The 16,730-nt window shown below is 66.6% G+C and carries 18 protein-coding genes; 8 read left to right on the top strand and 10 right to left on the bottom strand.

Annotation, left to right across the window (positions count from 1 at the left end):
* The first annotated feature begins 80 nt into the window (after positions 1-80).
* The 4 genes from aroC (at position 81) to VGV41_RS02990 (ending at position 4,714) form a co-directional block, all read left to right on the top strand.
* A complete protein-coding gene (gene aroC / locus VGV41_RS02975; protein ID WP_326862162.1) occupies positions 81-1,199 on the top strand; it encodes a chorismate synthase in 1,119 nt (372 codons plus the stop codon).
* A 20-nt stretch (positions 1,200-1,219) separates the two neighbouring features.
* Positions 1,220-2,308, top strand: a complete 1,089-nt coding sequence (ribB, locus tag VGV41_RS02980; RefSeq protein ID WP_326862163.1) for a 3,4-dihydroxy-2-butanone-4-phosphate synthase — start codon at positions 1,220-1,222, stop codon at positions 2,306-2,308.
* A gap of 146 nt (positions 2,309-2,454) precedes the next feature.
* On the top strand, positions 2,455-3,723 hold the full coding sequence (oxlT, locus tag VGV41_RS02985; protein WP_326862164.1) for an oxalate/formate MFS antiporter: 1,269 nt from the start codon (positions 2,455-2,457) through the stop codon (positions 3,721-3,723).
* A gap of 145 nt (positions 3,724-3,868) precedes the next feature.
* Positions 3,869-4,714: a DUF1194 domain-containing protein gene (locus VGV41_RS02990; RefSeq protein WP_414705048.1), complete on the top strand. Its 846-nt coding sequence runs from the start codon at positions 3,869-3,871 to the stop codon at positions 4,712-4,714.
* Positions 4,715-4,754: 40 nt separating this feature from the next.
* Here the strand turns inward: VGV41_RS02990 and VGV41_RS02995 are convergent, their stop codons facing one another.
* Positions 4,755-5,993: a class I SAM-dependent RNA methyltransferase gene (locus tag VGV41_RS02995; protein WP_326862165.1), complete on the bottom strand. Its 1,239-nt coding sequence runs from the start codon at positions 5,991-5,993 to the stop codon at positions 4,755-4,757.
* 72 nt (positions 5,994-6,065) lie between these two features.
* Here VGV41_RS02995 and VGV41_RS03000 point away from each other — a divergent pair, with 72 nt between their 5' ends.
* Both VGV41_RS03000 and VGV41_RS03005 read left to right on the top strand, forming a co-directional pair.
* Entirely contained in the window at positions 6,066-6,320 is a 255-nt protein-coding gene (locus VGV41_RS03000) for a hypothetical protein (protein ID WP_326862166.1), read from the top strand.
* An 87-nt stretch (positions 6,321-6,407) separates the two neighbouring features.
* Complete coding sequence (locus VGV41_RS03005; RefSeq protein WP_326862167.1) at positions 6,408-6,533, top strand: hypothetical protein; 126 nt, start codon at positions 6,408-6,410, stop codon at positions 6,531-6,533.
* 4 nt (positions 6,534-6,537) lie between these two features.
* Here the strand turns inward: VGV41_RS03005 and VGV41_RS03010 are convergent, their stop codons facing one another.
* On the bottom strand, positions 6,538-7,965 hold the full coding sequence (locus VGV41_RS03010) for an MATE family efflux transporter (protein ID WP_326862168.1): 1,428 nt from the start codon (positions 7,963-7,965) through the stop codon (positions 6,538-6,540).
* A 137-nt stretch (positions 7,966-8,102) separates the two neighbouring features.
* A complete protein-coding gene (locus tag VGV41_RS03015) occupies positions 8,103-8,855 on the bottom strand; it encodes a TlyA family RNA methyltransferase (protein WP_326862169.1) in 753 nt (250 codons plus the stop codon).
* Between the two features lie 105 nt (positions 8,856-8,960).
* Between VGV41_RS03015 and VGV41_RS03020 the strand changes: the two genes are divergently transcribed.
* The gene (locus tag VGV41_RS03020; protein WP_326862170.1) at positions 8,961-9,158 is read left to right on the top strand and encodes a DUF6496 domain-containing protein; all 198 of its coding nucleotides are present in this window, start codon (positions 8,961-8,963) and stop codon (positions 9,156-9,158) included.
* 86 nt (positions 9,159-9,244) lie between these two features.
* Here VGV41_RS03020 and VGV41_RS03025 read toward each other — a convergent pair whose 3' ends face one another.
* From VGV41_RS03025 to VGV41_RS03045, 5 genes are all read right to left on the bottom strand, one after another.
* A complete protein-coding gene (locus VGV41_RS03025) occupies positions 9,245-9,541 on the bottom strand; it encodes a GIY-YIG nuclease family protein (RefSeq protein ID WP_326862171.1) in 297 nt (98 codons plus the stop codon).
* Between the two features lie 88 nt (positions 9,542-9,629).
* Positions 9,630-11,552 carry a 1-deoxy-D-xylulose-5-phosphate synthase gene (gene dxs, locus VGV41_RS03030; protein ID WP_326862172.1) on the bottom strand — a complete coding sequence of 641 codons (1,923 nt, stop codon included), beginning with the start codon at positions 11,550-11,552 and terminating at the stop codon, positions 9,630-9,632.
* A gap of 118 nt (positions 11,553-11,670) precedes the next feature.
* Positions 11,671-12,840: an alpha/beta hydrolase gene (locus VGV41_RS03035; RefSeq protein WP_326862173.1), complete on the bottom strand. Its 1,170-nt coding sequence runs from the start codon at positions 12,838-12,840 to the stop codon at positions 11,671-11,673.
* Positions 12,841-12,843: 3 nt separating this feature from the next.
* The gene (locus VGV41_RS03040) at positions 12,844-13,095 is read right to left on the bottom strand and encodes an exodeoxyribonuclease VII small subunit (protein WP_326862174.1); all 252 of its coding nucleotides are present in this window, start codon (positions 13,093-13,095) and stop codon (positions 12,844-12,846) included.
* A 61-nt stretch (positions 13,096-13,156) separates the two neighbouring features.
* The gene (locus VGV41_RS03045; RefSeq protein ID WP_326862175.1) at positions 13,157-13,954 is read right to left on the bottom strand and encodes an SDR family oxidoreductase; all 798 of its coding nucleotides are present in this window, start codon (positions 13,952-13,954) and stop codon (positions 13,157-13,159) included.
* A 35-nt stretch (positions 13,955-13,989) separates the two neighbouring features.
* On the opposite strand from VGV41_RS03045, the gene VGV41_RS03050 reads away from it, so the two are divergent.
* On the top strand, positions 13,990-14,730 hold the full coding sequence (locus VGV41_RS03050; RefSeq protein ID WP_326862176.1) for an SDR family oxidoreductase: 741 nt from the start codon (positions 13,990-13,992) through the stop codon (positions 14,728-14,730).
* A 26-nt stretch (positions 14,731-14,756) separates the two neighbouring features.
* Here the strand turns inward: VGV41_RS03050 and VGV41_RS03055 are convergent, their stop codons facing one another.
* Together VGV41_RS03055 and VGV41_RS03060 are read right to left on the bottom strand one after the other, a co-directional pair.
* Positions 14,757-15,362 (bottom strand): SLATT domain-containing protein, encoded by a 606-nt coding sequence (locus VGV41_RS03055; protein WP_326862177.1) that lies wholly within the window; start codon positions 15,360-15,362, stop codon positions 14,757-14,759.
* A gap of 17 nt (positions 15,363-15,379) precedes the next feature.
* Positions 15,380-16,309: a histone deacetylase family protein gene (locus VGV41_RS03060; protein WP_326862178.1), complete on the bottom strand. Its 930-nt coding sequence runs from the start codon at positions 16,307-16,309 to the stop codon at positions 15,380-15,382.
* Between the last annotated feature and the right edge of the window lie 421 nt (positions 16,310-16,730).

Genomic DNA, 16,730 nt, shown 5'->3' on the forward strand with positions numbered 1-16,730 from the left:
CGGCGAAAGGCGCGCCGCGCGCCTGATTTGACCGCCGCAAGGGCGCGCGGTAGGACCTTCGCGCACGGCGAAAAAGAACCATGTCCTTCAACACCTTCGGCCGACTTTTCCGGTTCACCAGCTTCGGCGAAAGCCACGGGGCGGCGATCGGCTGCGTGGTCGACGGCTGCCCGCCGCGCATTCCGATCACGGCCGAAGAGATCCAGGTCGAGCTCGACAAGCGCCGGCCCGGCCAGTCGCGCTTCACCACGCAGCGGCAGGAGCCGGACGCGGTGAAGATCCTCTCCGGCGTGTTCATCGACGAGACGACCGGCAAGCCGGTCACGACCGGCACGCCGATCGCGCTGCTGATCGAGAACGTCGACCAGCGCTCGAAGGACTATTCCGACATCAAGGACAAATACCGGCCCGGCCACGCCGGTTACACCTACGATGTCAAATACGGCATCCACGACTATCGCGGCGGCGGCCGCGCCTCGGCGCGCGAGACGGCGATGCGCGTCGCCGCCGGCGCCATCGCGCGCAAGATCGTGCCCGGCATGGTCGTGCGCGCCGCGCTCGTGCAGATGGGCCCGCACAAGATCGACCGGTCGCGCTGGGACTGGAACGAGATCGGCAACAACCCGTTCTTCTGCCCCGATCCCGTGCAGGCGAAATTCTACGAGAGCTATCTCGACGATATCCGCAAGGCGGGTTCGTCGATCGGCGCCGTCATCGAGGTTGTCGCCGAAGGCGTGCCGGCGGGGCTGGGCGCGCCGGTCTACGGCAAGCTCGACGCCGACCTCGCCTCGGCGCTGATGGGCATCAACGCGGTCAAGGGCGTCGAGATCGGCGACGGCTTCGCCACCGCCGAACTGCGCGGCGAGGACAATGCCGACGAGATGCGGATGGGCAACGAGGGCAAGCCGCGCTTCCTGTCGAACCACGCCGGCGGCATTTTGGGCGGCATCTCGACCGGGCAGACGATCGTCGCCCGTTTCGCGGTCAAGCCGACCTCGTCGATCCTGACCCCGCGCAAGACCGTCGATCGTTACGGCAACGACACCGAGATCATGACCAAGGGTCGCCACGACCCCTGCGTCGGCATCCGCGGCGTGCCGGTGGGCGAGGCGATGGTGGCGTGCGTCATCGCCGATCACTATCTGATGCACCGCGCGCAGGTGGGCGGGGGCGTCCCCTGGCCGTTCGAGAAGCGCTGACGCGTGAAGAGGTAACAAGAGTGTCCGACAGTCACGCCAGAGTCGAAGCGGCAATCAAGGCCTTTGCCAAGGGCGATCTCGTCGTCGTCACCGACGACGACGATCGCGAGAACGAGGGCGATCTCTTTGTCGCCGCCTCGCTGTGCACGTCGGAGAAGATGGCGTTCATCATCCGCCACACCTCCGGCATTGTCTGCGCGCCGCTTTCCGTCGATCTGGCGCGCAAGCTGCACCTCGATCCGATGGTGGCCGAGAACGACGCGCCGCTCGGCACCGCCTTCACCGTCACCGTCGACGTCCGCCACGGGCTCACCACCGGCATCTCGGCGGAGGAGCGTACCAACACCGTGCGCGCGCTCGCCAACGACAACAGCGGCGCCAACGACTTCGTCCGCCCCGGCCACGTCTTCCCGCTGGTGGCGCGGCAGGGCGGGGTGCTCATGCGCTCCGGCCACACCGAGGCCTGCGTCGATCTCTGCCGGCTCGCCGGCCTGCCGGCGGTTGGCGTGCTCTCCGAATTGATGAACGACGACGGCTCGGTGATGCGCGGCCCGCAGGTGCAGGCCTTCGCCGACAAGCACAAGCTCATTTACGTCTCGATCGCCGAGCTCATCGCCTACCGGCAGGTGCGCGACAAGCTGGTCGACCGCGTCGGCACATTCGACGTCGCCTCCGAGATCGGCCCGCTCAAGGGCTACGCCTACCTGACGCCGTTCGACCGCGTGCACCACATGGCCTTCGTCTACGGCGACATCGGCGACGGCAGGAACGTGCCGGCGCGGCTGCACCGCGCCGACGTCATCGGCGACGTGTTCGGCGGCGCCCGCACCATCCACGCGGCGCTCAAGCGCTTCAAGGCAGAGGGCCGCGGCGTCATCGTCTACCTGCGCGACGGCACCGCCGGCGTGCCGGTGGCCGAGATCCCGCACGGCGACACCGGCACGGAAGCGGCGCGCTCGCGGCAATGGCGCGAGATCGGGCTCGGCGCGCAGATCCTCAAGGACCTCAACATCTCGTCGATCCGGCTGCTCGCGTCGGCCCAGCGCACCTATGTCGGCCTCGGCGGCTTCGGCATCGAGATCGTCGCCACCGAGCCGGTCGAAGGCTGAAGTTCCCGGCTTCTATGGCCGGTGCACAGCGCCGCGCATGGCGTTGCGGCTGCTGGCGAACGGGCGAATACTCCCCACCCGGGCGGACGATCAAAAGCTGGGGCACTCGACGCGACCGCTCGGCCCCCTTCAATGGGGAGATTGCAATGACAAGCTTGGCCTATGCGGACCGGTCCGCCTGGTATTGGAACCGGTGGTCGCAACTCGTGCTCGGCCTCATCGCCATGATGGCGATATCGAGCCCGCAATATGTGTGGACGCTCTTCACCGGGCCGCTCAACCAGAAGCTCGGCACAACGCTCGCCGAACTGCAGTGGACTTTCTCGCTGCTCATCATCCTGCAGACCTGGTGCTCGCCGCTGCAGGCCTATCTGGTCGACCGCTTCGGGCCGCGCATGCTCATCTCCGTCGGCGCGTTGCTGTCGGGCGGCGGCTGGATGCTGTCCGCCTATGTCGACAATATCTGGGCGCTGTATTTCACTTATGGTGTGATCTGCGGCTTCGGCACCGGCATCATCTATGTCGGAATCATCGGGCTGATGGTGCGCTGGTTTCCCGACCGCCGGGGCCTCGCGACCGGACTCGCGGCCGCCGGCTACGGCTTCGGCGCGATCTTCACGAGCTTCCCGATCGACAGCATGATCAAGAGCTCGGGTTATGCGCACACGCTGGTCGTGTGGGGCATCATCCAGGGCATCATCGGCATCGTCGCTGCACAGGGCCTGCGCATCCCGCCGGAAGGCTGGGTGCCCGAAGGCTACTCGCCGGCGACGTCGTCGACGATGCAAACGAAGCGCAACTACACACCGCAGGAAATGCTGCGGAGCCCGACCTTCTGGCTGCTCTTCGTCATGATGAGCATGATGTCGACGTCCGGTCTCATGGTCGTTTCGAACGTCGGGCCGTTCGCCAAGGAGTTCAAGGTCGCCGACGTGCTCGTGTTCGGCATGGCCGCGCTGCCGCTGTCGCTGACGCTGTCGCGCTTCACCAACGGATTGACGCGGCCGTTCTTCGGCTGGGTGTCCGACTATATCGGCCGCGAGATGACGATGTTCGTCGCCTTCTCGCTCGAATGTGCGGCGATCCTCGTGCTGTTCGCTTTCATCGATCAGCCGGCGCTGTTCGTCGTGCTGACCGGCCTCGTATTCTTCGGCTGGGGCGAGATCTTCTCGCTGTTCCCGTCGACGCTGACGGACACGTTCGGGCCGAAATACGCGGCCACCAACTACGGCTTCCTGTACATCGCGCAGGGCATCGGCTCGATCCTGGGAGGGCCGGCTGCCGCCTACATCAAGCAGACGACCGGAAGCTGGACGTCGGTGTTCATCATCGTCGCCGTCCTCGACCTCGTGACCGCGCTCCTGGCCATTACGGCGCTGCGCGCGATGCGTAGCCGGCAGATCGCCGAAACCTGAGACTGGGCGGACGGGACCCCGTTTGAGGGGTCCCGTGTCCACCGCGTAAAAAGCATGCACGCCGGCATCATGCCGCCGTAGCAACGGTGACCTGCACCGGCGTGCGGCTCTTCTTTCGTTTTGCCGCCTGTGGCAGCCTTGGTCCATGGGACGTCATGGACTGCATCGTCTTGCCGCCGCGGCGCTGTTCGCCGCGGCGTTTGCCATGGTGGCGGACGCGGCGCCGATGCGGCGCGCCGACACCCGGGCCAACGCCATCCCCGTCGACGTCGAGTTGATCATCGCCGTCGACGTTTCCTATTCGATGGATCCCGACGAGCAGGCGCTGCAGCGGCAGGGCTATGTGCGTGCGCTGCGTTCGAAGGAATTCCTCACCGCGCTGCACGAAGGCGTCAACGCCAAGATCGCGCTCACTTACGTCGAATGGGCCGGCTCGTCCGACCAGCGCATTCTCGTGCCGTGGCGGCTGATCGACGGCCCGGAGGCAGCCGATGCCGTCGCCGCCGAGATCGCGCAGGCGCCGTACCGGCGCGCCTCGCGCACGTCGATCTCCGGCGCGCTGCTGTTCACGCGGCCGCTGTTCGACACGAGCGGCTATCGCGGCCTGCGCCGCGTCATCGACGTCTCCGGTGACGGCGCCAACAATGCCGGGGCGCCGGTCGCGCCGACGCGCGACGCCGTGATCGCCGACCGCATCACCATCAACGGCCTGCCGATCATGCTCAAGCGGCCGACGCCGGGCACGATGGATATCGCCAATCTCGACGTCTATTACGAGGACTGCGTCATCGGCGGCCCCGGCGCCTTCGTCGTGCCGATCCACGACCGCGACCAGTTCATCGACGCAACACGCACGAAGCTCATCCTCGAGGTCGCCGGCCGCCAGCCGCCCGCGCGCGTGGTGCCGGCGTCGGCGCAGAAACCGCGCATCTCCTGCCTGATCGGCGAGACGCGCTGGCAGGACCGCTGGGGCGGCTTCAATTTTCGGTGAGTTTTTCCCTCTCCCCGCAAGCGGGGAGAGGTGAGAAGAGCTACCGGCCCAGCACGCCCACGACTTCGACATGCTGCGACCAGCGGAACTGGTCGACCGGCGTGACGCCGGCAAGTTTGTAGCCGCCGTCGATCAGGATCTTCACGTCGCGCGCAAAAGTGGCCGGATCGCACGACACGGCGACCACCGTCTTCACGCCGCTCTTCGCCAGCTCGCGCGCCTGCGCCTCGGCGCCCTGCCGCGGCGGATCGAAGACCACGGCGTCGAACACCTTCAATTCCGAGGCGACGAACGGCCGCCGAAACAGGTCGCGCGGTATCGCCTCGATCTGCTTCAGCCCGCTGGCGTTCGCCGCGGCGCGCTGCAGCGCCTTGATCGCGGACGCTTCGCTGTCGGCGGCGGTGACACGCGCTTTCTCCGCCAGCCGCAGCGCAAAGGTGCCGATGCCGGCAAACAGATCGGCGACGCGCTTGGCCTTGCCGACATGCTCGATGACGAGCCTGGCCAAGGCCGCTTCGCCTTCGGCGGTCGCCTGCAGGAACGAGCCCGGCGGCAGCGGCACCTGCGCCCGCCCGACCGTCAACAGCGGTTGCGCGCGCTGCGTCACCAGTTCGCCGTGCCGCGTCAGCCGTGCGAGCCCGTGTGCGTCGGCGATGCGCGCCAGCGCCGCGATCTGATCGGGCTTGAGCGCGCCGGAGCCGCGCACGTCGACGTCGAGACCGTTGTCGGCGGCGGTGACATGGATGTCGAGCGGCTTCTCCGTCACCTTCAGCGCCTCGGCAATCGCCCAGGCCGCCGTGACCGCGCCGGCCAACTCCGGCGCCAGCACCGGACAGGCATCGATGGCGACGATGTGATGCGCGCGCGGCGCCGCGAAGCCGACCTCGAGCACGTTGTGCGTGCCGCGCCGCGCATGCAGCACCGCGCGGCGGCGGCCTTTGCCGTGCGCGTCGATCAGCGGCGCGACCGGCGCGATCACGCCGTGGTGCTCGAGCATCTCGACGACAAGATTGCGCTTCCACAGAGCGTACTCGGCGAGCGACCAGTGCTGCAGCGCGCAGCCGCCGCAGACGCCGAAATGCTTGCACACCGGGGCCACGCGCTCGTGGCTCGCTTTGTCGATATGGTCGAGCTGCCGACGGTCGGGATGGCCGGGCACGGCTTCCACCGTCACCACCTCGCCCGGCAGCGTGTAGGGCACATAGACCGGCCCGGCCGGAGTCTCGGCGACGCCGTCGCCGCGATGCCCGAGACGGGCGATGGTGAGCTGTTCGGTCACGCCGTTCTAGTACCCTAATTCCCGGTTCCTGGCCGCCCTGTCGGGATGGCCGATACGTGCTATATATGATGTATGACCGTCACGCTCACGCCAGAACAGATGCGCTGGATTGAGGCCGCCGTGGCTGCCGGTCAGTTTCCGTCGGTCGAGGATGCCGTACGGGTGGCCATCGATGATCTCATCGCCGCTTCGGAATTAGGCGATCTGTCCTGGGCGAAGCCCTATCTCGACGAGGCGCAGAAGGATGTTGAAAGCGGTCGCGTCATCGATGGTGACGACTTTCTGGCATGGCTGGACGGCCGCATCGAGACATTGCGCGCCCGATGACGCGCGTCGTCGTCACCGAGACGGCGAAGGCGGATATTTCGACGATCATACGGTCCACCGCGAGCGGACCTCGGCGCTTTCGCTCGCATGATCGTGCTCAAGCCGTATCTGTTGATGTACCGGTATGAGCCCGGCCCGGAAAGCGTCATCGTCATGCGGATGCTTCACGGCCGGCGAGACATTTCCGCCGAGCTGTTTGAAGGTCGCGACTAGATGCTCAATGCATCACGACGTGGCCCGGCGTCTCCGGCATATAGCCGCGCCGGGTCAGGGCATTGAACCGCCACACCAGCAGCGCCGCATAGACGGCGAGCCCGACGGTGAAACCGCTCCAGATGCCGATCGCCTGCAGTCCGGCCGTGAAGGCGAGGGTGTAGGAGGTGGCGAAGCCGATCGCCCAGAAGCTCACGGCGGCAAACAGCAGCGGCACGCGCGTGTCGTTGAGGCCGCGCAGCGCGCCGGCGGCGATGGTCTGCACGCCGTCGGCGACGAAGAAGGTCGAGCCGAAGGCGAGCAAGGTCGCGGCCAGCGCGATGGTGCTGCTCGCCTCGACGTCGTTCGGCGGTCCGAGGAACAGGATGGGGATGACGTGGCGGCAGCCGACGATGACCAGCACCATCGTCGCCATGAAGGCGGCGCCGAGGCCGATTGCGGCGAAGCCGGCGCGCCGCGCCGCGCCGGCGTCGTGGCGTCCCACGGCATGGCCGACACGGACGGTCGCTGCCATCGAAATGCCGAACGGGACCATGAACAGGATCGCGGCCGTCTGCAGCGCGACCTGATGCGCGGCGAGCGCGACCGTGCCGATCCAGCCCATCATGATGGCGGCAATGGCGAACAGCCCGTATTCGAGCAGGAAGGCGCCCGCGATTGGCGCGCCGACGACGATCAGTTCGCCGAGCAGCGGCCAGTCGATGCGCCAGAAGCGGCCGAGCACGCGGAATTTGCGGAATGGCCGCTGCGCGTAGGCGATCCGGAAGCCGGCGATGCACATCGCCAGATTGACGATCGTGGTGCCGACGCCGGCTCCGAGCAGGCCGAGTTGCGGCAGGCCGAAGGCGCCGTGGATCAGCGCATAGGCGAGCAGCGTGTTGGCCGGGATCGCGACCAGCGTGATCCAGAGCGCCGGCTCCGGCCGGTTCACCGCCCCCATAAAGCCGCGCAGCGCGATGAACCACCAGCCGGGCACCAGCGACCAGCCGAGGCCGAGCAGATAGATGCCGGCGAGATGCGCGCTGGTCGCGTCCTCGCCGAGCAGGCGCAGCACGTCTTCGCCGAAATATTGCAGGGCGGTCATCGGCACCCCGAGCATCAGCGCCGCCCACAGACCGACGCGCAAGGATCGCCGCACCATGCGCGGCTCGCGCGCGCCGAAGGCCTGCGCGGAGAGCGGCGCGACGGCGGAGACGATGCCCATGCCGAGCACGAAGGCGGCGAACAGCACGGTCTGCGCCAGCGCGGCGGCGGCGAGCGAAGCCTCGCCGAGATGGCCGATGAGCACCAGATCGCTGGTCATCATCGCGACCTGGCCGAGCTGCGTCAGCGCGATCGGCCAGGCGAGCTTCACCGTGGCGCCGAGCTCGGCGCGCCACAACGCCCGGCTGTCAGTGGTATTGGCGGCAAGATGCGCGTCATGAATTTGCATGGCCGGCGGACAATAGGATGTCGTGTGGCGGGAGGAAGGCGGCTTCGCCTCGCTCCCCGCATTTGGCACGCGGGCGTCGCCGTGCGGCCACATACATCAATCGCAATGATCGCGCGGATCGCGACGCGGAATGCGCTTCAGTGCTTGTCCGCCGCGAGCAGAAATTCGACATTGCCGTCGCCGCCGGCGATGGGCGAGGGGATGAGGCCGCGCATGCGCCAGCCGAGCGTGGCCACAGTGGCGGCAATGTCGTCGCACACCGCCTGGTGCACGGCGGCGTCGCGCACCACGCCCTTCTTCACGCGCTCGCGCCCGGCCTCGAACTGCGGCTTGATCAGCGCCACCAGCACCGCGTCCTGTGCCGCCAGCGCCGTGATCGCCGGCAGCACCAGCTTGAGCGAAATGAAGCTGACGTCGATGGTGATGAGGTTCGGCGGGCCGTCGAAGGTCGATACCGGCAGCGTGCGGATGTCGGTCTCCTCAAGCGACACGATCTCCGGCCGTCCGCGCAGGCTCGCGTGGAGTTGCGCGCGGCCGACGTCGACCGCAGTGACGCGTTTGGCCCCGCGCGCGAGCAGCACCTCGGTGAAGCCCCCGGTCGAGGCGCCGACGTCCAGGCAGGCACGGCCTTGTGGATCGATGCCGAACTGATCGAGCGCCGCGGCGAGCTTTACGCCGCCGCGCGACACGTAAGGATGCGCGGGTGTGGCGGTCAACTCGGCGTCGCGCGCGATGTCTTCCGACGGCTTGCGCACGACGACGCCGTTCGCGCGCACGAGGCCGGCTTCGATCGCCGCCTGCGCCCTGGCGCGGCTGTCGAACAAACCGCGCTCGACCAGCAGACGGTCGGCGCGCAATCGCTCGGAGCGGATATCTTCAGGCGTCGTCATTGTCGATCATGCCGCGGTGATGCAACCGGCAAACGGAACCAGTTCTCATCATTGCTGTTGTTTCATCGCATATCAAATGTTTGTGCGCCATCTCGGAGGCAGGACATGGCACGGAAGTATTCGAAGAAAGCGTCGAGTTACGTGAAGCGCGCGATGCGCAAGCGCAAGAAGGGCACGCTCAAGAGCGGCAGCGGCCGCAAGGTCAAGAGCAAGAAGCAGGCGATCGCCATCGGCCTGTCGGAAGCGCGCAAGAAGGGCGCCAAGGCGCCCAAGCGCAAGAAGGGAAGGAAGAAGAGGGTTTGAGGGCTTGTCCCGGGCGCAGCGCTGCATGAAGCGAAGCGGAATGCTGCGCTGCAGACCCGGGACCGCACAAGAACGGGCGCTCGCCATTACAGCGCTAGCTGGTCGGACAGATCCTTCCAGTCCGGGTTCATCGTTTCGACCAGCGAGATCTTCCAGGCACGATGCCAGCGCTTCATCGCGCGCTCGCGGGCCCGCGCCTCGAGGAGGGATGCGTACTCCTCGAAATAGACGAGATTCGTGACGCCATAGTCTCGAGTAAAGCCAGCGACGTACTTACCCTTATGCTCGGCGACACGGCGGAGCAGGTCACCGGTAACGCCGACATAGAGCACGCCCTTGGGGCGGTTACTGAGGATGTAGACGAAAAAGCGCTCCGCAATCATTGGACATCACCACGGACGTCCGTTGTCGGGCGGTCCCGGTTCTGCAGTGCACCGCTTCGCGCTGCACTGCGCCCGGGACAAGGAAGCCCTACGCCAGCTTCACCGTCTCCTTGGCGGCGTCGCGGCCGAGCGCCTCGAACACCTTGGTGACGATGCCCTTGGCGTCGAGTCCGGCTTGGGCGTACATCGCCGCCGGCGTGTCCTGGTCGATGAAGGTGTCGGGCAGCACCATCGTGCGCACGCGCAGGCCGTTCTCGAGCGCGCCGTGCTCCGCGAGCGTCTGCAGCACGTAGGCGCCGAAGCCGCCGACCGAGCCTTCCTCGATGGTGATCAGCACCTCGTGCTCGCGCGCGAGCTTCATCAGGAGATCGACGTCGAGCGGCTTGGCGAAGCGCGCGTCCGCCACCGTGGTGGAGAGGCCGTGCGCGGCGAGCTCGTCGGCGGCCTTCAAGGCTTCGCCGAGGCGCGCGCCGAACGAGAGCAGGGCCACCTTGTGGCCTTCCCGCAGAACCCGGCCCTTGCCGATCTCGAGCGGCTTGCCTTCCTCCGGCATCTCGACGCCGAGGCCTTCGCCGCGCGGATAGCGCAGCGCCGAGGGGCGGTCGTCGAGCGCGACTTGCGTCGCCACCATGTGCACGAGCTCGGCCTCGTCGGCCGCCGCCATCACCACGAAGTTCGGCAGGCAGCCGAGATAGGCGACGTCGAACGAGCCGGCATGCGTCGGGCCGTCGGCGCCGACCAGCCCGGCGCGGTCGATGGCGAAGCGCACCGGCAGCTTCTGGATGGCGACGTCGTGCACGACCTGGTCGTAGGCGCGCTGCAGGAAGGTCGAATAGATGGCGCAGAACGGCTTGAAGCCCTCGGTCGCAAGCCCGGCGGCGAAGGTCACCGCGTGCTGCTCGGCGATGCCGACGTCGAAAGTACGCTGCGGGAATTCCTTCTCGAACAGGTCGACGCCGGTGCCCGACGGCATGGCCGCGGTGATGGCGACGATCTTGTCGTCCTTCCTGGCTTCCTTGATCAGGCTCTCGCCGAACACCTTGGTGTATTGCGGCGCGCCGCCCTTCGACTTCGCCTGCGCGCCGGTGGCGACGTCGAACTTGACGACGCCGTGATACTTGTCGGCCGAATTCTCGGCCGGCGCATAGCCTTTGCCCTTCTGCGTCACGACGTGAACGAGGATCGGGCCGAAGTCGGCGTCGCGCACATTGCGCAGCACCGGCAGCAGGTGGTCGAGATTGTGCCCGTCGATCGGCCCGACATAGTAGAAGCCGAGCTCCTCGAACAAGGTCCCGCCGGTAACGTAGCCGCGCGCGTGCTCCACAGCCCGCGTGATGGCGCGGTCGATTGCCTTCGGCAGATGCTGGGTGAGCTGCTTGCCGACGTCGCGGAGCTTCAGATAGGTGCGGCCGGAGGCCAGCCGGGCGAGGTAGGCCGACATGGCGCCGACCGGCGGCGCGATCGACATCTCGTTGTCGTTGAGGACGACGATCAGCCGCTCGTTGCGTGCGCCGGCATTGTTCATCGCCTCGTAAGCCATGCCCGCCGACATCGCGCCGTCACCGATGACGGCGATAACGTTGTTCTTGCGCCCCGCCAGGTCGCGCGCCACCGCCATGCCGAGCGCGGCGGAGATCGAGGTCGAGGAATGCGCGGCGCCGAACGGGTCGTATTCGCTCTCGGCGCGCTTGGTGAAGCCGGACAGGCCGCCGCCCTGACGCAGCGTGCGAATGCGGTCGCGCCGGCCGGTGAGGATCTTGTGCGGATAGGCCTGGTGGCCGACGTCCCAGATCAGCTTGTCGTCGGGCGTGTCGAACACGTAGTGCAGCGCCACCGTGAGTTCCACGACGCCGAGGCCGGCGCCGAGATGGCCGCCGGTCTTGGCGACGGCGTCGACGGTCTCGGCACGCAGTTCGTCGGCGAGCTGGCGCAGCTGCTCGGCGGAAAGGTTCTTCAAATCGCTGGGAAAGCGGACGCGATCGAGCAGCGGGGTCTTGGACACGTCTGACAAAACTTCACTCCGGACAAGGGGTCGGGCCGCGCTTGTTAGCCCCCGCGCGGTCGGGTTCCAATCAGGCAAGACTTACACCAAATCCGCGCTTTCGGGCAATTCGGCGGCTTTTTCGCCCCTAATGGGCTGCCGCCGCGCGGGCGGCGAGGTCCTGGGGACCGCAGCAGATCAGGTAGTAATCGTAAGGCGCTTCAGTCAGTTCGTTGGCTAACAAAAACTGGAAATGGGCCTGGAAAAAGCGCCAGCGGCGGCGGCCGAAGTTCCCGGGCCGCCACATGTCGCGGAAACTGATCGATACAACCTTGGGGTTGCGCCGGGCGGGGCCGGGATCGATGCCGTGGCCGGCGACCGGGTCGAACGGCCATAGATTCATAATGTCGTGCCGCGACTGGAAATCGACCCAGCCGATCTGGCTGGAGACCGCCAGCCGGCGCAGGCGGTCGCGGAACCACTGCGCCTTCTTGTAGAACCCGACGACCGGAAGATTGGCGCCGATGGTCAGCAGCCTTACCGGGCGGCCGTGTTCGCCAAGCGCGGGATCGCGCGCCAGCGCCCGGTCGACGACGTCGACGGCGAGGAAGGAGCCGGACGAGTGGCCGACCACGACGACCTCGTCGGCGTCGCTCGCCTTGACCGCATCGACGAGATAGCCGGCGAACAGATCCATGCGCGCCTCCCAGTCAGGGCGCCGGCCGTGCGCGAACTGCCAGGTCGAGACGATGTCGTCGCAGAGATAAAGAAGATAGGTGTGCTTTTCGGTGGCGTTCAGCGCGAAGGCAAAGGCGGCGAAGCCGACGCCCGCGCCGATGAGGTCGCCGAGCCATAGCGGCAGACCCGTCCATGCGATCAGCTTCGCCGCCGCGAGGCCGACCGCGGCGCCGGCGAGCGCCCACAAGGTCGTCAGCACCATCGGGTAAATGATGAACAGACCGAAGCGCCAATGCGCTTGCAGGATGCGCCAGACCATGCCCTGCGCGATCGTGTGCAGCATGGCGAGATACATTGCCGGGACCTTCCACCACGCCGGCCGCGCGAAGTCGCGGCGGATGATGTCCTCCCAGCGCAGGAACATGTAAGTGGTGTCGACGTCCCAGCCGGCGCCGTGCATGTCGGCGTGCCAGGTGGTGACGAAGCGTTCGGGATCGTTCGCCGGCTTGCCGACACTGCCGGTCAGCCCGTACAGCGCCAGGGTCTTGCGGAATTCCTGCCGGAACATCCGGTAGTATTCGGGCAGGCCGCGCGGGTCGTAGCCTTGTACGTAGACGACAAGGCGGCGTCGGACGCTCACGTGTCAGTCCACGTCCAGCGGCTCGGTGCCGGTGGGTTTGCCGCCGGCATCGAGCGTGATCTTTTCGACGCGCGCTTCGGCCTGTTTCAACAGTTCCTCGCAACGCGCCTTCAGCACTTCGCCGCGCTCGTACATCGCCACCGATTCCTCGAGCGGCACCTTGCCGCCCTCGAGCTCCTTGACGATCTTCTCCAGTTCCTCGATCGCCCGCTCGAAGGGCAGGGCTTTGACGTCGGCGTTGTTCTTCTCGGCCATCGGCGTGTCCTGATTCTTGGGCCGCATCCTATGTCGGCACTGGGTGGCGAGGATAGGGCGGTTATCCACCGCGGGAGGCACGCCGCCAGCGCCAGGCGCTGTAGCCGGCGATCATGCCGCGCGGCAGCAGGCGCGGCAGCAAAGTGAGGATGCGGTTCGGCCCGCCCGGGATCACCAGCCGCCGGCCCGCCATCAGGCCCGCATAGCCCTCGCGCGCCACGCGCTCGGCCGAGCGGGCGAGGAAGGCGGGGAAATAGCCGTGCGGAATGCCGGCACGATGGAAGAAGCCGGTCGGCACCGGGCCGGGGCAGAGCGCGGTCACGCGCACGCCTTTGCCCGCGAGCTCCGCGTGCAGCGCCTCGCTGAACGAGACGGCGAAGGCTTTGCTTGCGTGATAGACGGCCATGCCCGGTCCCGGCAGGAAACCGGCGATCGAGGCGACGTTGAGGATGCCGCCTGCGTGGCGGCTAATGTCGGGAAGGAAGCGCAACGTCAGGTCGGTCAAGGCGCGCACGTTGAGATCGACGATGGCGAGTTGTTGGGCGAGATCGAGATCGGCGGCCGCGCCGAGCAGGCCGAAGCCGGCATTGTTGACGAGGATCGCCACCTCGAGGCCGCGTTCGCGCAACGCCTGCTCGAGCTGCGCGATGCCGTCGCCCGCGCCGATGTCGGCGGCGATGACGTGCGGCCGCGGCTGGCCTTTGCCGGCAATGCGGTCGGCGAGCGCGTCGAGCTCGGCCGCGCGCCGGGCCGTCAGCACCAAGGTATGCCCATGCCTGGCGAATTCGCGCGCCAGCGCGGCGCCGATGCCGGAGGAGGCGCCGGTGATCAGGCAGACGGGCGTGGCCGCGGATGACATGGCGCGATGAATGCTCGACAATGCAGGGAAACGCAATGAGGGCAGAATCGGTGGCGGATCTCGACGGAAAAATCGTGTTGGTGACGGGCGCCGCGGGCGCCATCGGGGCGGCCATCGCGGCCGCCATCCGCGCGGCGAAAGGCACGGTCATCGCCACCGACCTGAAGGCCGGATCCGGCATCGATCACGCCCTCGACGTCACCAGCGAGAGCGACTGGCAGCGCGTCGCCGCCGCGGTCGAGAGCCGGCACGGTCGGCTCGACGGTCTGGTCAACGCCGCCGGCATCGCCACCGTCGGCAACATCGAGAAGACCGACTTCGCCACCTTCAAGCGCGTCGTCGCCGTCAATCTCGACGGCACTTTTCTGGGCTGCAAATACGCCTTCCCGCTGCTGCGCCAGAAGGGCGGGTCGATCGTGAACATGTCTTCGGTGCTCGGCCTCGTCGGCGGCCCGAACCTCACCGCCTACAATGCGTCGAAGGGCGGCGTGTCGCTGCTGAGCAAGTCGGTGGCGCTCTACGGCGCGCGCTACAAGCCGCCGGTGCGGTGCAACGCGCTGTGCCCCGCCTTCATCGCCGGGCCGATGGTCGACGAGATCGCCGGCGGCACGAAGAATCCCGATGCGGTGAAGCAGAAGCTCGCGCTCGACATTCCGCTCGGCCGCCTCGGTGAGCCGGAGGAGGTGGCGTCTGCTGCGGTCTATCTGTTGTCGGACGCGGCGTCGTTCATCACCGGCGCGGACGTGCCGGTCGATGGCGGCCTGACGGCGAGATGAGTGGACTGGTGCACCCCGGTTCGTTGTCAGCTAAGTCGAGCCGGGAGAACATGCCAGAAAACAAGCCACACGAATATAACGATCATAACCAAGAACAGAAGCGTGTGGAGTGTTTTTCCTACAGCGAGATTTGTAACGAAATACCAAACCGTTTCCGCGCGTGAGAGTGGGAATTCGTCGGGGTGCTCAAGCATGTATTTTCTGAAGTCGGCTTCGATGTGATTGATGCTGTATTTCTGCAATATAGTGTCGTATCTTGAGCGTATTGATGCCAGCGTCTGTGCATCAATATTCTCTGCCTTATCGCGAAGCTCGCGACGAAGCTCATTCAATTCTAATCCGCATCGATGAAGCTGTTCCGCGCTTACTGCATCGTTGCTGCTGTATTGAAACAAAGAAATAGCTAATATCATGACTGACATTATAAGCGTGATTACGCTTAGGTCGCCTGAGACGGATGACGGAAATTTATAGACAAACGGAAGTACAGTAAGTGCAATTACAAGAACAGACGCCATCGCGACAATTAGCGCCATTCGACGATCGTTGCCGTGGAGCCGTTCCGCTGCGCTGAAGCGGCAGGCCCTTGTGACTTTCAGATCGTGAAGTAGCTCTTCAACGCGTTTTTCCATGATGCCTTCTTGCAGGACTACCCCCGCATCAGTGCGGTGACGTGCGCGGCGACCGAGCGCGACAAGCCCTGCAGATCGTAGCCACCTTCCAGCATGGACACGATGCGGCCGTTGCAGTTCTCGTCGGCGATCTGCATCAGCTTTTGCGTCACCCAGGTGAAGTCGGCCTCCACCAGATTCAAATTCGCCAGCGGATCGCGCGTGTGCGCGTCGAAGCCGGCCGAGATGACGAGCACGTCGGGCTTGAAGTCGCGCAGGCGCGGCAGGATCGCCGTCTCGAACGCCTCGCGGAACTGATCGCCGCCGTCGCCGGCGCGCAGCGGCGCGTTGACGATATTGTTGAACTGGCCGCGCTCGGTGACCGCGCCGGTGCCGGGATAGAGCGGCATCTCATGCGTCGAGCAGTACAGCACGCTGCGGTCGGCCCAGAAGATGTCCTGCGAACCGTTGCCGTGATGCACGTCGAAATCGACCAAAGCCGCGCGCTCGGCGCCGTGCTTTTTCTGCGCATAGCGGGTGACGATGGCCGCGCTGTTGAACAGGCAGAAGCCCATCGGCCGCGCCGTCTCGGCGTGATGGCCGGGCGGGCGAACGGCGACGAAGGCGTTGTGGACGCTTCCGCTCATGACCTCATCGACGGCGCGCACGCCGCCGCCGACGCAGCGCAGGACGGCCTCGTAGCTGCCGGGCGACATCGAGGTGTCGGCGTCGAGCCGCACCATGCCTTCGCTGGGCGAGGCGTCCTTGATCGCCTCGATGTAATCCATTGGATGGCAGAGCGCGATCGTCTCCATCTCGGCCATCGGCGCCTTCTCGCGCGCCAGCGTCTGGAAGCGCTCGTCCTCGAGCGCCTGCTCGATGGCGCGCAGCCGGTCCGGCCGCTCCGGATGGCCGTCGGGCGTGAGGTGATCGAGGCAGGCGGAATGGGTGATGTAGAGGGTGGTCATGCGGTTTATCTAGGCCGCCGGGCAGGGCGAGGCAAACGGCCAAAAAGCTGTTCCGTCGCCCTGAGGAGCCCGCGCCATCGGCGCGGCTACGCGTTACGGCTCAGCCGTCCGGGACGGCAGCTGTAATAATTCGTGATCTAGGACTATTTGACTGTTCCTAGCGGCGAGCATATAGTCCTGCCATCCCGCCCCGTACCGAGGGGTGTCTGATCAGCGTCTCCAGACGCGGGGCGGGGAGCGGTGGCCGGGGTGGGAGCGTCGGAGATGCGGCGCGCTCTTTCCCTCCCGGCGGTTCAAGCCGCTCCGTCCCGGCGTGCCGACCGCACGTCGCTGGGCCACAGTGATGGTATTGCCGGCGCCGGTCACAGGACAACCGGCAATGATCGGGGCCCGTAGTGGTGGAAAGGCCTTGGCTGCGAAA

The sequence above is a fragment of the Pseudolabrys sp. genome, from assembly GCF_035943735.1.
Classification (GTDB): Bacteria; Pseudomonadota; Alphaproteobacteria; order Rhizobiales; family Xanthobacteraceae; genus Pseudolabrys.

What these genes read in the sequence shown, in the direction of transcription:
- aroC (WP_326862162.1), top strand. Translation starts at nt 81, where the DNA reads ATGTCCTTCAACACCTTCGGCCGACTTTTCCGGTTCACCAGCTTCGGC.
- oxlT (WP_326862164.1), top strand. Translation starts at nt 2,455, where the DNA reads ATGACAAGCTTGGCCTATGCGGACCGGTCCGCCTGGTATTGGAACCGG.
- VGV41_RS02990 (WP_414705048.1), top strand. Translation starts at nt 3,869, where the DNA reads ATGGGACGTCATGGACTGCATCGTCTTGCCGCCGCGGCGCTGTTCGCC.
- VGV41_RS03000 (WP_326862166.1), top strand. Translation starts at nt 6,066, where the DNA reads ATGACCGTCACGCTCACGCCAGAACAGATGCGCTGGATTGAGGCCGCC.
- VGV41_RS03005 (WP_326862167.1), top strand. Translation starts at nt 6,408, where the DNA reads ATGATCGTGCTCAAGCCGTATCTGTTGATGTACCGGTATGAGCCCGGC.
- VGV41_RS03010 (WP_326862168.1), bottom strand. Translation starts at nt 7,965, where the DNA reads ATGCAAATTCATGACGCGCATCTTGCCGCCAATACCACTGACAGCCGG.
- VGV41_RS03015 (WP_326862169.1), bottom strand. Translation starts at nt 8,855, where the DNA reads ATGACGACGCCTGAAGATATCCGCTCCGAGCGATTGCGCGCCGACCGT.
- VGV41_RS03020 (WP_326862170.1), top strand. Translation starts at nt 8,961, where the DNA reads ATGGCACGGAAGTATTCGAAGAAAGCGTCGAGTTACGTGAAGCGCGCG.
- VGV41_RS03025 (WP_326862171.1), bottom strand. Translation starts at nt 9,541, where the DNA reads ATGATTGCGGAGCGCTTTTTCGTCTACATCCTCAGTAACCGCCCCAAG.
- VGV41_RS03040 (WP_326862174.1), bottom strand. Translation starts at nt 13,095, where the DNA reads ATGGCCGAGAAGAACAACGCCGACGTCAAAGCCCTGCCCTTCGAGCGG.
- VGV41_RS03045 (WP_326862175.1), bottom strand. Translation starts at nt 13,954, where the DNA reads ATGTCATCCGCGGCCACGCCCGTCTGCCTGATCACCGGCGCCTCCTCC.
- VGV41_RS03050 (WP_326862176.1), top strand. Translation starts at nt 13,990, where the DNA reads ATGAGGGCAGAATCGGTGGCGGATCTCGACGGAAAAATCGTGTTGGTG.
- VGV41_RS03055 (WP_326862177.1), bottom strand. Translation starts at nt 15,362, where the DNA reads ATGGAAAAACGCGTTGAAGAGCTACTTCACGATCTGAAAGTCACAAGG.
- VGV41_RS03060 (WP_326862178.1), bottom strand. Translation starts at nt 16,309, where the DNA reads ATGACCACCCTCTACATCACCCATTCCGCCTGCCTCGATCACCTCACG.